This is a genomic window from Cryobacterium sp. TMB1-7, from assembly GCF_004402435.1.
GTDB classification, from domain to species: Bacteria; Actinomycetota; Actinomycetes; order Actinomycetales; family Microbacteriaceae; genus Cryobacterium; species Cryobacterium zongtaii.
Genome location: NZ_SOFZ01000026.1, coordinates 1 through 14,513 on the forward strand (window position 1 = coordinate 1; position 14,513 = coordinate 14,513).

17 protein-coding genes are annotated in these 14,513 nt (G+C 68.7%); 13 read left to right on the forward strand and 4 right to left on the reverse strand.

Annotated elements, in window-relative coordinates; genetic code table 11:
• The coding region (locus E3O60_RS12050) for a dihydrolipoamide acetyltransferase family protein (RefSeq protein WP_134485903.1) at positions 1 to 951 on the forward strand (951 nt) is incomplete at its 5' end.
• A gap of 40 nt (positions 952 to 991) precedes the next feature.
• Here E3O60_RS12050 and E3O60_RS12055 read toward each other — a convergent pair.
• Genes E3O60_RS12055 through E3O60_RS12065 form a run of 3 tightly spaced genes read right to left on the reverse strand, consistent with a single transcriptional unit; the run spans position 992 to position 3,220 of the window.
• The gene (locus tag E3O60_RS12055) at positions 992 to 1,777 is read right to left on the reverse strand and encodes a putative protein N(5)-glutamine methyltransferase (protein WP_134498203.1); all 786 of its coding nucleotides are present in this window, start codon (positions 1,775 to 1,777) and stop codon (positions 992 to 994) included.
• A gap of 6 nt (positions 1,778 to 1,783) precedes the next feature.
• Positions 1,784 to 2,557: a tyrosine-protein phosphatase gene (locus E3O60_RS12060; RefSeq protein WP_134498205.1), complete on the reverse strand. Its 774-nt coding sequence runs from the start codon at positions 2,555 to 2,557 to the stop codon at positions 1,784 to 1,786.
• 9 nt (positions 2,558 to 2,566) lie between these two features.
• The gene (locus E3O60_RS12065) at positions 2,567 to 3,220 is read right to left on the reverse strand and encodes a GNAT family N-acetyltransferase (protein ID WP_241993259.1); all 654 of its coding nucleotides are present in this window, start codon (positions 3,218 to 3,220) and stop codon (positions 2,567 to 2,569) included.
• A gap of 222 nt (positions 3,221 to 3,442) precedes the next feature.
• On the opposite strand from E3O60_RS12065, the gene E3O60_RS12070 reads away from it, so the two are divergent.
• The 11 genes from E3O60_RS12070 (at position 3,443) to E3O60_RS12120 (ending at position 11,827) form a co-directional block, all read left to right on the forward strand.
• Positions 3,443 to 4,162 (forward strand): AAA family ATPase, encoded by a 720-nt coding sequence (locus E3O60_RS12070; protein WP_088457743.1) that lies wholly within the window; start codon positions 3,443 to 3,445, stop codon positions 4,160 to 4,162.
• 61 nt (positions 4,163 to 4,223) lie between these two features.
• Positions 4,224 to 5,285, forward strand: coding sequence for a metal ABC transporter substrate-binding protein (locus E3O60_RS12075; RefSeq protein ID WP_241983566.1), 1,062 nt, complete (start codon positions 4,224 to 4,226; stop codon positions 5,283 to 5,285).
• Positions 5,286 to 5,292: 7 nt separating this feature from the next.
• Complete coding sequence (locus E3O60_RS12080; RefSeq protein ID WP_241983567.1) at positions 5,293 to 6,084, forward strand: metal ABC transporter ATP-binding protein; 792 nt, start codon at positions 5,293 to 5,295, stop codon at positions 6,082 to 6,084.
• On the forward strand, positions 6,085 to 6,981 hold the full coding sequence (locus tag E3O60_RS12085) for a metal ABC transporter permease (protein ID WP_088457740.1): 897 nt from the start codon (positions 6,085 to 6,087) through the stop codon (positions 6,979 to 6,981). It abuts the gene before it with no gap.
• A complete protein-coding gene (locus tag E3O60_RS12090; protein ID WP_134408629.1) occupies positions 6,981 to 7,817 on the forward strand; it encodes a metal ABC transporter permease in 837 nt (278 codons plus the stop codon). Before E3O60_RS12085 ends, E3O60_RS12090 begins: the two co-directional genes overlap by 1 nt.
• The gene (locus E3O60_RS12095; RefSeq protein ID WP_134498207.1) at positions 7,811 to 8,221 is read left to right on the forward strand and encodes a Fur family transcriptional regulator; all 411 of its coding nucleotides are present in this window, start codon (positions 7,811 to 7,813) and stop codon (positions 8,219 to 8,221) included. Before E3O60_RS12090 ends, E3O60_RS12095 begins: the two co-directional genes overlap by 7 nt.
• A gap of 176 nt (positions 8,222 to 8,397) precedes the next feature.
• The gene (gene rpmB, locus E3O60_RS12100; protein ID WP_066598603.1) at positions 8,398 to 8,634 is read left to right on the forward strand and encodes a 50S ribosomal protein L28; all 237 of its coding nucleotides are present in this window, start codon (positions 8,398 to 8,400) and stop codon (positions 8,632 to 8,634) included.
• A complete protein-coding gene (rpmG, locus tag E3O60_RS12105; RefSeq protein WP_066598602.1) occupies positions 8,634 to 8,801 on the forward strand; it encodes a 50S ribosomal protein L33 in 168 nt (55 codons plus the stop codon). Before rpmB ends, rpmG begins: the two co-directional genes overlap by 1 nt.
• 2 nt (positions 8,802 to 8,803) lie before the next feature.
• The gene (gene rpsN, locus E3O60_RS12110) at positions 8,804 to 9,109 is read left to right on the forward strand and encodes a 30S ribosomal protein S14 (protein ID WP_035835254.1); all 306 of its coding nucleotides are present in this window, start codon (positions 8,804 to 8,806) and stop codon (positions 9,107 to 9,109) included.
• Positions 9,110 to 9,423: 314 nt separating this feature from the next.
• Positions 9,424 to 9,711 (forward strand): HU family DNA-binding protein, encoded by a 288-nt coding sequence (locus tag E3O60_RS12115; protein WP_066598601.1) that lies wholly within the window; start codon positions 9,424 to 9,426, stop codon positions 9,709 to 9,711.
• A gap of 139 nt (positions 9,712 to 9,850) precedes the next feature.
• Complete coding sequence (locus E3O60_RS12120; RefSeq protein ID WP_174845064.1) at positions 9,851 to 11,827, forward strand: cytochrome c oxidase assembly protein; 1,977 nt, start codon at positions 9,851 to 9,853, stop codon at positions 11,825 to 11,827.
• A gap of 32 nt (positions 11,828 to 11,859) precedes the next feature.
• Here E3O60_RS12120 and E3O60_RS12125 read toward each other — a convergent pair whose 3' ends face one another.
• A complete protein-coding gene (locus tag E3O60_RS12125) occupies positions 11,860 to 12,930 on the reverse strand; it encodes a hypothetical protein (RefSeq protein WP_088457737.1) in 1,071 nt (356 codons plus the stop codon).
• A gap of 215 nt (positions 12,931 to 13,145) precedes the next feature.
• Between E3O60_RS12125 and E3O60_RS12130 the strand changes: the two genes are divergently transcribed.
• Positions 13,146 to 14,459 (forward strand): ATP-dependent RecD-like DNA helicase, encoded by a 1,314-nt coding sequence (locus E3O60_RS12130; RefSeq protein ID WP_240632306.1) that lies wholly within the window; start codon positions 13,146 to 13,148, stop codon positions 14,457 to 14,459.
• Positions 14,460 to 14,513 lie beyond the last annotated feature (54 nt).

Genomic DNA, 14,513 nt, shown 5'->3' on the forward strand with positions numbered 1-14,513 from the left:
ACGGGACCGGCTCGTGCCACGCCGCCGGCTCGACCGGCGCCCGCGCCCGCCGTATCCGCCAAGCCGGCCGGCGCCCCCGCACGCCCCGCCGGCCCGGTGATCACCAAGCCGCCGATCCGCAAGCTGGCCAAGGACCTCGGCGTCGACCTCAGCCAGGTGGAGCCCACCGGCCGGTTCGGCGACGTCACCCGCGAGGACGTGCTGCGCGAGGCCACCCAGGCCAGCGTGTTCCGCAACATCCAGACGCCGGAGTGGCCGACCGACCGCGAGGAGCACATCCCCGTGAAGGGCGTGCGCAAGGTGATCGCGCAGACCATGGTGCGCAGCGCCTTCACCGCCCCGCACGTGAGCCTGTTCGTGGACGTGGACGCCACCCGCACCATGGAGTTCGTCAAGCGGCTCAAGGTCTCCACCGATTTCGCCGGCGTCAAGGTGTCGCCGCTGTTGATCATGGCCAAGGCCATGATCTGGGCCGTGCGGCGCAACCCCACCGTCAACTCGGTCTTCACCGACGAGGAGATCGTGATCAAGCACTACGTCAACCTCGGCATCGCCGCGGCCACCCCGCGTGGACTGATCGTGCCCAACATCAAGGAAGCCCAGGACATGAGCCTGCTGGAGCTGGCCGGCGCCCTCGAGAAGCTCACCCTCACGGCCAGGGACGGGAAGACCAGCCCGGCCGAGATGGCCAACGGCACCATCACGATCACCAACATCGGCGTCTTCGGCATGGACACCGGCACCCCGATCCTCAACTCCGGCGAGGCCGGCATCGTGGCGCTGGGCACGATCAAGCTCAAGCCCTGGGTCGTCGACGGCGAGGTGCGCCCGCGCTTCGTCACCACCATCGGCGCGAGCTTCGATCACCGGGTGGTCGACGGCGACGTGGCCAGCCGGTTCCTGGCCGACGTGGCCAGCATCATCGAGGAGCCGGCGCTGCTCCTGGAGTAGTTCACCTGGCGAGATCGCTGAGGCCGGCGACGGACTCCGGTCACGCCGAACGGATACCGATCACGACGGTGGCATCCAGCGCCCGGAAGTGTGTGACGTGCGGGCTGAGACCGTGCCGGGCGAAGATCGCCAGGGTCTCCGGCGCCTGCCCGGCGCTGGTCTCCACGAGCAGCCGGCCCCCGGGGGACAGCCACTCCGGGGCCGCCGCCACGAGCCGGCGCTGAACGTCGAGGCCGTCGTGGCCGCCGTCGAGAGCGACCCTGGCCTCGTGCAGCCGAGCCTCGGGCGGCATCCGAGTTATCGAATCCGTGGGCACGTAAGGGGCGTTGGCCACAATGACGTCGACCCGGCCGAGCAGGGTGCGCGGCAATGGGGAAAACAGGTCGCCGGTGAGGGCGATACCGCCCAGCGGCTCGATGTTCTCCCGGGCACAGATCGTCGCCGCCGGGTCGATGTCGACGGCGTAAAGCGTCAGCCCCGGCTCGCCAGCGAGCAGTGCGGCCCCCACGGCTCCTGTGCCGCAGCACATGTCGACCGCCACAGAGCCGGGCCGGAGGAGCCGGGCCGCCCGCCGCACCAGCAGGCCGGTGCGTCGACGCGGCACGAAAACGCCCGGCCGGACGATGATCCGCAGCCCGCAGAACTCCACCCAGCCGAGCACCTGTTCGAGCGGCAGACCGGATTCGCGCAGGCCGAGCAGCTGCTCCAGTTCGGCCGGTGTTCCGGCGGCCGCCGTCAGCAACCGGGCCTCGTCTTCGGCGAAGACGCAGCCGGCCGCGCGCAGGCGTTCGATCACTTCAAGCGGGGCGGCTCGGCGCGGCGACATCGCGGCTCAGACCGTGCGGCTCTGTCGCCAGCTGCGCAGGGTGGCCAGCTCGGTGTCGGTGATGCCCGCCGCGGCGAGCACTGCAGGCAGGTCGAGGCCTGCCAGGGCCGTGCGAAAGGCGCCCTCCGTTGTGGTGCCGAAGGATCGGCAGAGCGCCTCGCTTTCGGCCTCCTCGTGTGCCCGACCGGATGCGACGGCCCGTTGGTCGCCGCGGCGCACGGTCTCCAGGTAGTCGTCCACGATGGCCTCGGGCTCGGCGCCGGCGATGGTGAGCAGCAGGAGGGCGATCTGCCCGGTGCGGTCCCGGCCCGCCGCGCAGTGGAAGAGCACGCCGCCCGGTGCCGCCCGGGCCAGCGCCGCCAGCGCGGCCCCCGACCGTTCCGGCATCGCGGCCAGGTGCGGCAGGTAGTACAGCGCGGTGCCGACCAGGCCGTTGTCCCAGTAGTCCGCCCAGAATGCGGTGTTCTCCAGCCCGTCGAGGTCGATGGGCACCGTGGTGAGCCAGTCCGGTCGCGGTTGGCTGTCTTGGGCGCGCTCGCCGGGTTGGCGCAGATCGACGACGGTACGGATGCCCGCCGCGTAGAGCTGATCCCAGCCGGCGCGGGTGGTCTGGTCCAGGTTCTCCGACCTGAAGAACACGCCCGCCGCGGTCGTACCGCCGGTGCGGTACGGGATGCCGCCCAGGTCGCGGGCGTTCGCCAACCCAGCCACCGCCAGGAGCCGGTCGGCCGCGCGGGCAGGTGCCGGTGCTGACGGCGGTGTTGACGACGGCTCGTCCATCGACTCGGCCTAGAAGGTGACGGTGGACAGGAGGCGGACCGGGGGACGCGGATCGGTGCGGAGCCGGGCGTGGGTCTCCACATCGAAGCGCTCGGTGCCGTACTTCAGTTTCTGCCGCTCGATGCCTTCGGCCGCGAAACCCGCTGTGGTGGCGACCCGGCAGGAGGCCGGATTGTTGGTGCGGTGTCCGAGCTCCAGCCTGTGCAGGCCCTGCTCGGTGAAGGCCCAGTCGGCGATCGAGGCGAGGGCGAGCGTCGCCAGGCCCTGGCCCCTGGCCTCGGCCGAAACCCAGTAGTAGACCCAGCCGGTTCCGTGCCGGTGTTCCATGCTGCCCACACCAACGTTGCCCACCGCGACGCCGTCGAGGCTGATCGCGAAGTTCTGCCGCGAGACCGTCGCGGGGGCGAGGTTCTCGGTGATGAAACTCTCGCAGCGCGCGACCGTCGACAGCTCGATCGCACCGACCTGGGCGGCCAGGTCGCCGCTCACGGTGAAGGCGGTCTGCAGACTTGCCGCGTCGTCGAGCCGCCACGGGCGCAGCATCGCCACCGGGACGGGCGGCACCGACCTGTCACGGCTGGTCTGACTGGTCCGACCGAGGCGAGTGCGTGGGGGCAGGCTCCTTGCGGGCGGGACGGTGCCCTTTCCGGCGCGTGCTCTCATGGCAACAGAGTAGACGGCGGGCGTCGCCACCGCGACTTGCCGCACTATCCCCCTGTGCGGGCTCTGAAGCGGGAGTGTGCCCGATGTCACCGTCGGGCGCAGCGCCGAGTTGCCGCACTATCCCCCTTCGACACCGCTGACGGGGGTGTTTGCCGCAAGTCGGGGCCGCCGCACGGCGGCGAACCGGATGCGCGAATCGCGGCCGGCGGGGGAGGATGGGGCATGGCCTTCGAGAGCACACCTTTGCGTCGGATCGAGGAAGACCCGCAGCATCCGCTGCCCAGGAACGCCTGGCCAGCCACCCTGCCGCCGGTGGCCCAGCTACTCGAGACCGGAATCGACCTGGGGCCGGCCACGGTCTTCGTCGGAGAGAACGGCGCCGGTAAGTCCACGCTCGTAGAGGCCATCGCCCTGGCCTGGGGTCTCTCCCCGGAGGGTGGCTCCACCGGCGCACGCAACTCCACCCGGCCCAGCGAATCCTCGCTCCACGACCACCTGCGCCTGGTGCGCAGCGGCGGCAGCACCCGCCGCGGCTACTTTCTGCGCGCCGAGACCATGCACGGCTTCTTCACCTACCTGGAGGAGAACCCGGGCAGCGGGCCTGAGCCGCGCTTCCACGAGATCTCGCACGGGGAATCGTTCCTCGAGCTGGCCATCGACAAGTTCCGCGGCCGGGGCCTGTGGGTGCTCGACGAGCCGGAATCCGCGCTCTCGTTCTCGGGCTGCCTGGCGCTGCTCGGCCACCTCAAGGAGCTGCTGGCCGCGGGCGGTTCGCAGGTGATCATGTCGACGCACTCGCCGTTGCTCGCCGCGCTGCCCGGTGCCCGGATCCTCGAGGTGGGCGAGTGGGGGCTGCGCGAGATGGCTTGGCGCGATCTCGACCTGGTCACCAACTGGGCCGGCTTCCTCGACGCCCCGGAGCGGTACCTGCGGCACCTCTGACCCGCCACCATCGGCTCTAATGGTTTTGACAATCATTATCAATAGGCGTAGCGTTTCGATCGTGAAGACCCCCAGACTCCTCCTCCCCGCCCTGGCCGCCTCCGCCGCCCTCGTGCTGGCCGGATGCTCGACGACCGCCACCAACGCCGCGGGATCGGACGGTGACCTCAAGGTCGTCGCCACGACCACCCAGATCGCCGACCTCACCCGCAACGTCGTCGGCGACGCCGACGGCGTCACGATCACCCAGCTGATCCAGCCCAACCAGAGCGCGCACAGCTACGACCCGTCGGTCGCCGACCTCACCGCCCTGGGCGCGGCGGATGTGCTCGTGATCAACGGCGTCGGGCTCGAAGAGTGGCTCGACGACGCCATCGAGGCTTCCGGCTTCGACGGGGTCACCATCGACTCCGATGAGGGCATCACCATTCAGGGTGTCGAGGCCGGCCACGAGGAGGAGGCCGGCCACGAGGAGGAGGCCGCTCACGAGGATGAGGCCGCGCAGGAGGAGGAGGCCGGCCACGAAGATGAGGCCGAGCACGACCACGCCGGCGGCAACCCGCACATCTGGACCGACGTGAAAAATGCCGAGGCCATGGTCGCCACCATCGCCGATGGCCTGGCCGGTGCCAGCACCAGCCACGCCACCGACTTTGAGGCCAACGAGGCCGTCTACAGCGCCCAGCTCGCCGAGCTGGATGGCTGGATCCGCGAGAACGTCGACGCCGTCCCGTCCAGCGAGCGCCTACTGGTGAGCAACCACGACGCCTTCGGCTACTTCACCGCCGCCTACGGCATCACCTATGTCGGCAGCGTCATCCCCAGCTTCGACGACAACGCCGAGCCGAGCGCCGCCGAGATCGACGCCCTCGTGGCCGCCGTCAAGACCACCGGGGTCAAGGCCGTCTTCTCGGAGGCGTCCATCAACCCGAAGGCGGCCGACACCATCGCCGCAGAGGCCGGCGTCGCGGTGTACTCCGGCGACGACGCCCTCTACGGCGATTCGCTGGGCCCGGCCGACAGCGCCGGCGCCACCTACATCGCCAGCCAGCTGCACAATGTGCGCCTCATCCTCGAGTCCTGGGGTGTGACGCCCAGCGCCGTACCCGCCGACCTGCAATAGTTGAACAGTGAACGAGAACCCTTCTCAGCAGCGGATGCCCGCACCGCTTGCCCTCCGCGTCTCCGGGGCCTCGTTCGCCTACGCCCAGACCCCGGCTCTGACCGGCATCGACTTCGATCTGCATCCCGGTGAGGCCGTCGCGCTGATCGGGCCGAACGGCTCGGGCAAGTCCACCCTGCTCAAGGGCATCCTGGGCCTGCTCCACCGCACCGAGGGCACCGTCGAGGTGCTCGGCCACGCCACCGCCCCGGCCGGCACCGTCGGCTACGTGCCGCAGACCGACGAGCTCGACCCCGAGTTCCCGGTCAGTCTCGAACAGGTTGTCATGATGGGCCGCTACCGCGAGCTCGGCTGGCTGCGCCTGCCCGGCAGGAAGGACCGCAAGGCCGTGGCCGCGGCGCTGGAGACTGTCGGCCTCGACCACCTCGCCAAAACCCGGTTCGGCGAACTTTCCGGCGGCCAACAGCAGCGCGGCCTGCTCGCCCGCGCCGTGGCGGCCGGCCCCCGGCTGCTTCTGCTCGACGAACCCTTCAACGGGCTCGACCAGTCCAACCGGGAGGCCCTCGTCGGCACCGTCGAACGGCTCAAGGCCGAGGGCGTCGCCGTGCTCGTGTCCACCCACGACCTCGAACTGGCCCGCGCGGTCTGCGAGCGAGTGCTGCTGCTCAACGGCAACCAGGTCGCCTTCGGACCACGCGAGAGTGTGCTGACCCTCGACAACGTGCAGCGCACCTTCCACGAGGTCGGCGTCGAGATGGACCAGCACACGCTCGTCGTTCCCGGCCACGAAGGCCACTGAATGGCCGACCTGCTCGGACCCCTCTTCACCGCGTTCGCCCTGCCGTTCATGGCGCGGGCGCTGGTGGTGCTGCTCGCCCTCAGCCTGGTCGCCGGCATCGTCGGCGTGCTCGTCAACCTGCGCAGCCTCGAATTCATCAGTGACGGCCTCACCCACTCGGTCTTCCCGGGCATCGCCATCGGCTTCGTCTGGGGCGGCCGCGAGGGACTCTTCGTCGGCGCCATGATCGCCGCCATCCTGGCCGCGGTCGTGCTCACCGTGATCACCCGGCGCGCCGTGTCGGGGGATGCGGCGATCGCGATCGTCTTCACGGCCATGTTCAGCATCGGCATCCTGGTGGTCTCCCGGCAGACCAACTATGCCGGCCAGCTCGAACAGCTGCTGTTCGGCCGGCTGCTCACGGTCACGGCCGCCGAGGTGACCCAGACGCTGGTCATCTGCGCGATCGCCCTGCTCCTAGTGGGCCTCACCCTCAAGCAGCAGGTGTTCCGGGCGTTCGACCGCACCGCGTTCGCCGCGGCCGGCTACCGGCCGCTGCTGCTCGACCTGGTGCTGAACGTCGCCATCGCCCTCGTGGTGGTCGCCGCATCGAGCGCCGTCGGCAATCTGCTCGTCCTGGCCGTACTCATCGTGCCCGGCGCCGTCGCCCGGCTGGTCACGGTGCGGCTGTGGGCTCTCTTCCCTCTCGCGGCCGGCTTCGCCGCCCTGTGCGCCTGGCTGGGCTTGACGCTCGGCTTCGAAGCCTCCGTCTCGGCCGGCATCGACCTGCCCAGCGGCGCCACCGTGGTGCTGGTACTCGTGGCCGGCTACCTGCTGGTGCTCCTTTGCCGCCTCGCGGTTGACCGGATGCGCCGCCCCGCCCAGCCGGCCGTCGATCCGGAACCGGTGACCGCCTGATGGGTTACTTCGAGAAGGCCCTGCTGGCCGCAGCCGTCATCGGCGCGCTGAGCGGCCTGGTCGGCACCCTGGTGCTGCTGCGCCGGCGCACCTTCTTCGCCCAGGCGCTCACCCATGCCACGTTTCCCGGCGCCGTCGCGGCGGCGTTGCTGGGAGTGAGCATCCCGCTGGGCGCCGCCGTTGCCAGCGCCGTGATCGTGGCGGTGATGACCCTCCTCGGCCGGGTGCGCCGCCAGGGCAGCCAGGTGGCGTCGGGCATCATGCTGACCGCAGGGTTCGCGCTCGGTGTGCTGCTTCAGGCGCTCAACCCGTCGTTGCCCGTGCACGTGGAGTCCTACCTGGTCGGCTCCATCCTCACCGTCACCGACGGCGACGTGCTTCTTGCCGCCTCGGTTCTGACCGCGGCGGTGCTCGCGGCCATTCTCTTCGGCAAGGAGATCCTGTTCTCCACCTTCGACCGCACCGGCTTCCGGGCGGCCGGGTACCGGGAGTGGCCGATTGAACTTCTCACGCTGGTGCTCATCGCCGCCACTGTCGTGACGGCGATGCCCGCGGTGGGCGCCATCCTCGCCATCGCCCTGATCGCCGCCCCCGCCGCGGCCGCCCGACTGCTGATGCGGACCGCGCCGGGCATCGTCCTGCTCGCGCCTCTCATCGGCGCCGGATCCGGGGTTGTCGGTGTGTTGCTGTCCCGCATTCTCGATGTGGCGGCGGGGCCCGCCATCGCGCTCACCGCCGCCGCCTGCTTCCTTCTCGCACTGGGGGCACGCTCACTGCGTGCGCGCGTCGGAGGCGTTCCCACTCCCGTCCGCGCCGGGCTACGGTTGAAATCATGAAGCGAAACACCTGGCAGCGAGAGGCCGTGCGGACCGAGCTCGGCCGCGTCGAGGGGTTCGTCAGCGCCCAGGGCCTGCACTCGGCCCTGCACACCAGCGGTTCCCCGATCGGCCTGGCCACGGTCTACCGTGCGCTCGCCGACCTGGCGCTGGAGGGCGACGCCGATTCGCTGCAGTCGCCCGACGGCGAGAGCCTGTACCGGGCGTGCAGCACCACGGATCACCACCACCACCTGATCTGCCGCAACTGCGGACTCACCGTGGAGATCGAGGTGGACGCCATCGAGAACTGGGCCACCGAGGAGGCGGCCAAGCACGGTTTCACCGAAGCCGCCCACGTGATCGACATCTTCGGCCTGTGCGCGGCGTGCACCGCGCTTGCACCGGAACGCCCCACCCCGTAGGCTGAGTAGCTGCTGCGCATATCTGTGCGTGCATTGCTTGTTCGTGACTTTTCCTCCCACCGAATCAGCCGCTGAAACTCACCTTTCGGCAGGCCGCTTCAGGGTGGAATCCAACGCGAACCGGCCGACAAGAGATCTTGGGAAGGGCATTCGCCCTTCGGTATTGGAGGAAAACCATGGCAGCAACCTGCCAGGTGACCGGAGCCGTTCCCGGCTTTGGGCACAACATTTCGCACTCGCACCGGCGCACCAAGCGTCGTTTCGACCCGAACGTGCAGACCAAGAAGTACTTCGTGCCGTCGCTTCGCCGCAACGTCACGTTGACCCTCTCGGCAAAGGGCATCAAGGTTATTGATGCTCGCGGCATTGAGTCGGTCGTCAAGGACCTGCTCGCACGTGGGGAGAAAATCTAATGGCTAAGGCTCAGGACGTACGTCCGATCATCAAGCTGCGTTCGACGGCAGGAACCGGTTACACCTACGTGACCAAGAAGAACCGTCGCAACAACCCCGACCGTCTCGTACTCAAGAAGTACGACCCCGTAGTGCGCAAGCACGTTGACTTCCGTGAGGAGCGCTAAAAATGGCGAAGAAGAGCATGATTGCCAAGAACAACCAGCGCAAGGTCATCGTTGAGCGTTACGCCGCGAAGCGCCTCGAGCTGAAGAAGGCTCTTGTCGACCCGGCCGGCACCGACGAGTCCCGTGAAGAGGCTCGCAAGGGCCTCCAGAAGCTGCCCCGCAACGCCTCGCCGGTTCGCCTGCGCAACCGCGACGCGGTTGACGGACGTCCCCGTGGCCACCTCTCCAAGTTCGGCATCTCGCGCGTACGTTTCCGCGACATGGCGCACCGCGGCGAGCTGCCCGGCATCACCAAGTCCAGCTGGTAACCAGCTACTGATCGCGTAACCGCGAACAGCGCAGTATCAACAGGGGATGCCCGACTTCGGTCGGTCATCCCCTGTTCTGTGTCTGCGCCGAACGGCACCGTCGTCCCCGTACGGGGGCGCACAGTTCGCGCACAGCACAAACACACCCCAATCCGCCGGGCAAAGCGTCCCGAAACGCCGTAAATCCGCGGAATCTCGCGGATCAATGCTAGATTCAACGCGGTCGAACCGACCAACGGAGGCGTTGTCTCAACGTCGCCCGCTTCACGTGAATACCTGTTTTTTTACAGACGAAGGTCCGAGGAGGACACTCAATGGCTGACAAGTCGCTGAACAAGACCGAGCTCGTTGCCAAGGTTGCCGCAGATTCTGGCCAGAGCCAGGCTGCTGTCGACGGCGTTCTGAACGCTTTCTTTGCAACCCTCGCCGACACCGTTGCGAACGACGGCAAGGTCACCATCCCGGGATGGCTCGGCGTCGAGCGCACCGCAACCGCCGCTCGCACGGGCCGCAACCCGCAGACCGGCGAAGAAATCGCCATTGCTGCCGGCCACCGCGTCAAGCTGACCGCTGGTAGCAAGCTCAAGGCTGCCGCCAAGTAGGTTTCAGCTTTTGTAGTGCCGGTGGGCGTCGACTTCGGTCGGCGCCCACCGCTCGTTAACCGGCGGCGCCCGAAGGCGCCCGGCTGCGCGGTGGCCGGCCACGGCGGGTTCGGCTTCCCCCGCCGGTTAAGCTGGAGTGGTGCCCCGTTATGTGCGAATCATCGGGCCGGCAGCCCTGCTGTTGGCCGCGATTGTGGCGACGGTGGCGGGCCTGGTCTACGGCGGCGGCGCCGAGGCCCAGCTGCTTGCCGATCCCGGCGCTGTGGTGCGATGGGGCCTTCCGGTGGCCAAGCTGCTCGTCAACCTCGGCGCGGCCGGCACCATCGGTGCCCTGGTCCTGACCTGTTTCGCCCTGAGCCCGAAGGAACGGGAGTACGGCACCGCCATCGACCTGGCCGCCGGCTCCGCCGCGTTCCTCACCATCGCGTCGGCTGTCACCGGCTTCCTCACCTTCCTCCAGGTCACCAATGCGACGATCAGCTTCAACGACACCTTCAGCGCCACGGTCGGTCAGTTCTTCAGCCAGATCGAGCTCGGTCAGGCCTGGCTGTCCACCACCCTGATCGCCGCCGCCGTCACCGTGCTCTGCTTCGCCGTGCGCAACCAGACCGCGCTGGTCTTCGTCACCGTGCTCGCCCTGCTCGCGCTGCTGCCGATGGCCCAGCAGGGCCACTCCGCCGGCGCAGAGGGCCATGACGCGGCCATCACGGCGCTGGGCCTGCACCTAATCTTCGCAGCCGTATGGCTGGGCGGAATTCTCACCATCATCCTGCTGCACAAGCGGCTGTCGTCCACGCGCCTGCGTGAGGTCGTCGGCCGGTATTCCACCCTCGCGCTGGTCAGCTTCGTGGTCGTCGCCGCCTCCGGCTACGTCAGCGCCGAGCTGCGCGTGGGCAGCTGGGACCGCCTCCTCACCGGCTACGGCATCCTGGTGCTCGCCAAGGTGGCGCTGCTGCTCGTGCTCGGCGGCTTCGGCGTGCTGCAGCGCCGGTACCTGATCGGTCGGATGCGCACCGGCGCCGGCCGCACCGACACCTTCTTCTGGTGGCTCGTGGTGGGCGAGATCGCGTTCATGGGCCTGGCCAGCGGCGTGGCCGCTGCCCTCGCCCGAACGGCCACCCCGGTCGCCCAGGTGGTCACCACGGCGATCCCCACCGCCACCCCGGCGCAGATCCTCACCGGCGAGCCCCTGCCGCCCGAGCTCACCTTCGCCAGGTACTTCACCGAGTGGAACTTCGACCTCGCCTGGGTGCTGTTCTGCGCGTTCGGCATCTTCTTCTACCTCGCCGGGGTGCGGCGGCTGCGCCGCCGCGGCGACAGCTGGCCGCTGCACCGCACCATTTTCTGGACGCTGGGCATGGTCACCCTGTTCTACATCACCAACGGCGGCGTGAACGTGTACGAGAAGTACCTCTTCTCCACCCACATGCTCGCGCACATGGCCCTGACGATGCTGGTGCCGGTACTGCTGGTTCCCGGCGCTCCGGTCACCCTGGCGGCCCGCGCCATCCGGATGCGCCGCGACGGCAGCCGGGGCCCCCGTGAGTGGATCCTGCTGGCCGTGCACTCGCGCTTCGCCGGCATCATCTCGAACCCGATCGTGGCCGCGGTGCTCTTCGCCGGGTCGCTGTGGGTGTTCTACTACACGTCGCTGTTCAGCTGGGCGACGACGGACCACATCGGCCACCAGTGGATGATCGTGCACTTCCTGATCACCGGGTACCTTTTCGTGCAGTCACTGATCGGCATCGACCCGGTGCCGTTCCGTCTGCCGTACACGTTCAGGCTGCTGCTGCTGCTGGGCACCATGGCGTTCCACGCCTTCTTCGGCCTGGCCCTGATGACCGGCACCGGCCTGCTCCTCGCGGACTGGTACGGCGCCATGGGCCGCGACTGGGGGCTGAACGCCCTGGCCGACCAGCAGGCCGGCGGGGGGATCGCCTGGAGCGTCGGCGAGATCCCCACCATCGCATTGGCCATCATCGTGGCCATCCAGTGGGGTCGCAGCGACGACAAGGAAACCAAGCGCCGGGACCGCAACGCCGACCGCACCGGCGAGGCCGAGCTCAACGACTACAACGACCGCCTCGCACGCCTGGCCGCGCACGACAGATAGCGCCGGACCGGGCCCGGAGCCGGCACCCGCCGCTAGCGCAGCTGGATGGCCAGGGCGCCGTCGGGCTGGATCGTGACGGAGAGGGCCACCGAGAACGGGACATCCTCATCGCGGGTGCTCAGATCGCCGTCGTACAGGGACTGCACGTCGACCACGATGTGAGCCTGGCCACCGGTGCTGGGCATGTCGAAGGCCGTCTCGCCGGCGGTGAGTACGACCTCCGGGTACTGGGCGATCGACCATGCCGGGGCGGACTTGACCCTGTTGTCGATCTCGATGCCGAAGGGGCAGTTCGACGGTTGCAGCACCTGCTGGGTGGCGCACTCGTCGAGGAACTCATTGAGCTTGGTCTGCACCTGGCCGGTGAAGGTCGTGTTGGGCGCCGCGTCCACCGTGACGTCGGCGGCACCGGAGGCCACGACGGGCACACTCTGCACGGGCGCGGTCAGCAACGTCGAATCGTGGGAGATGTCGTAGACCGCAGGAGCGAAGGCCAAGTACGCACCCCGGTTCGAGAACGTGATCGGTGCGTCGGCCGCGGCATGGGCCCGGGTATCGAGGGTGAGTCCGTTCACCGAGAAGTCGGCCTCGTGCAGCACCGTCACCTGCAGCACCGCCAGGGGACTCGCGGCGAAGCCCCAGGTGCTGAACAGACCGGCAACGGTGCCGAGGCGTTCCACGGTGAACTCCATCGAGGTCTCGGTGCCGTCCAGTCGGAAGTCGAACACCACGGTGTGCTGGCTCTTCTGGCCCACCTCGCTGTCCGCGGAGCTGGCCGTGTCGCTGACGAATTCGATGTCGGTGATCGAGCCCAGCACCGACGGACGTAGCAGAGTGCGCGGCAGGTCTTGGGGGAGACCGGCCGCTTCGAGGTCGGCATCCGTCGGTTCGGCGCCGGGAAGTGCCAGCGCGGTGTCGGTGTTGTGCGTGGCCAGCGCGTCGAGGTACTGCCGCACGAACCCGCCGGCGCTGTACAGATCGCGGTTGAGAGCGCCGATGGTGGCGACCAGGGCGGCGCCGAGCAGGGCGCAGATAACGCAGACCGCAAGCGTGGCACGCAGATAGCGCGCCCGCCGCTCCCCGTTACCGACCCCGTAGCTCACCTCCACATCCTACGGGGACCACCTCCAAGCTCGGTGCGGCTGCGCCGCCTGATGCGGGCCGGGCTGACCGGTGCACCGGGCCGAGCTCGGTGAGTTATCCACCGGCGGGCCTGGGCGCGGGTTGTGGGCCCGGCCGGACGGTTACAGTGGAAGGGAAACGCGATGCTCCTCGTGCCTTCGCGCCGCATCGCCCCGCATCCCACCGAAAGTTCCCTGTGACCGCGCTTCCCCCCGAAATTCCGCTTTCGCGCGAGCAGGCCGAGGTGTTCGCCGCCATTGAGGGCACCAAGCAGAACGTCTTCGTCACCGGTCGGGCCGGAACCGGTAAGTCCACGCTGCTCAACCACCTCTCCTGGAATACCAGTAAGCAGATCGTCATCGCGGCGCCGACCGGCGTCGCCGCCCTGAACGTGGGCGGTCAGACCCTGCACTCGTTGTTCCGGCTGCCGATCGGCGTCATCGCCGATCACGCGATCGACCAGAACGATCAACTGCGCAAGCTGCTCAACACGATCGACACCGTGGTCATCGACGAGGTCTCCATGGTCAACGCCGACCTGATGGACGCCATCGACCGCAGCCTCCGTCAGGCCAGGCAACGCCCGCACGATACCTTCGGCGGCGTGCAGATCGTGCTCTTCGGCGACCCGTACCAGCTCGCTCCGGTGCCGGGGGATCCCGAGGAACGTGCCTACTTCGCCGACACCTACCGCTCGATGTGGTTCTTCGACGCGAAGGTGTGGCAGAGCGCCGAGCTGAAGATCTTCGAACTCACCGAGATCCACCGCCAGCACGACGCCGGCTTCAAGACGATGCTCAATGCGGTGCGCTATGGCCAGGTGACGCCCGAGATCGGTGGGGCACTCAACGGTGCGGGTGCCCGCACCCCGCCGAGCGAGGGAGTCATCACGCTGGCCACCCGCAATGACGCGGTCAATCGCATCAACGCTGCCGCGCTCAAGCGGCTGTCCGGCAAGTCCCTCTCGGCCAAAGCCGAGGTCACCGGCGACTTCGGTGGACGCACCTACCCGGCCGACGAGGTTCTCGAACTCAAGGTCGGTGCCCAGGTGATGTTCCTCCGCAACGACAACCCGCTCGACGGAGGTCCGCGCTGGGTGAACGGCACCATCGGCACCGTGACACGGGTCGACTCCACCGTGTACGTCGACATCGACGGCACCACCCACGAGGTGGAGCCCACGGTGTGGGAGAAGTTCAAGTACACCTACAACGCGGCGACGAAGAAGCTCAGCAAGGACGTCGTGGCCGAGTTCACCCAGTTCCCGCTGCGGCTGGCCTGGGCGGTCACGATCCACAAGTCGCAGGGCGCCACCTACGAGCGGGCGATCGTCGACCTCGGCACCCGGGTGTTCAGCCCCGGCCAGACCTATGTGGCGCTGAGCCGGCTGACCAGCCTGAACGGCCTCTACCTCACCCGGCCGTTGCGCCCGAGCGACATCATCGTCGACGAGAACGTGCTCCGTTTCATGGAGGGCCTGCGCGTCACCCCCGCCGTCGAGGGCGCCTGACCCCCTCCCGGACAACCCATCGATTCGGCCCAACCATATGAAGGCCACGGGTGC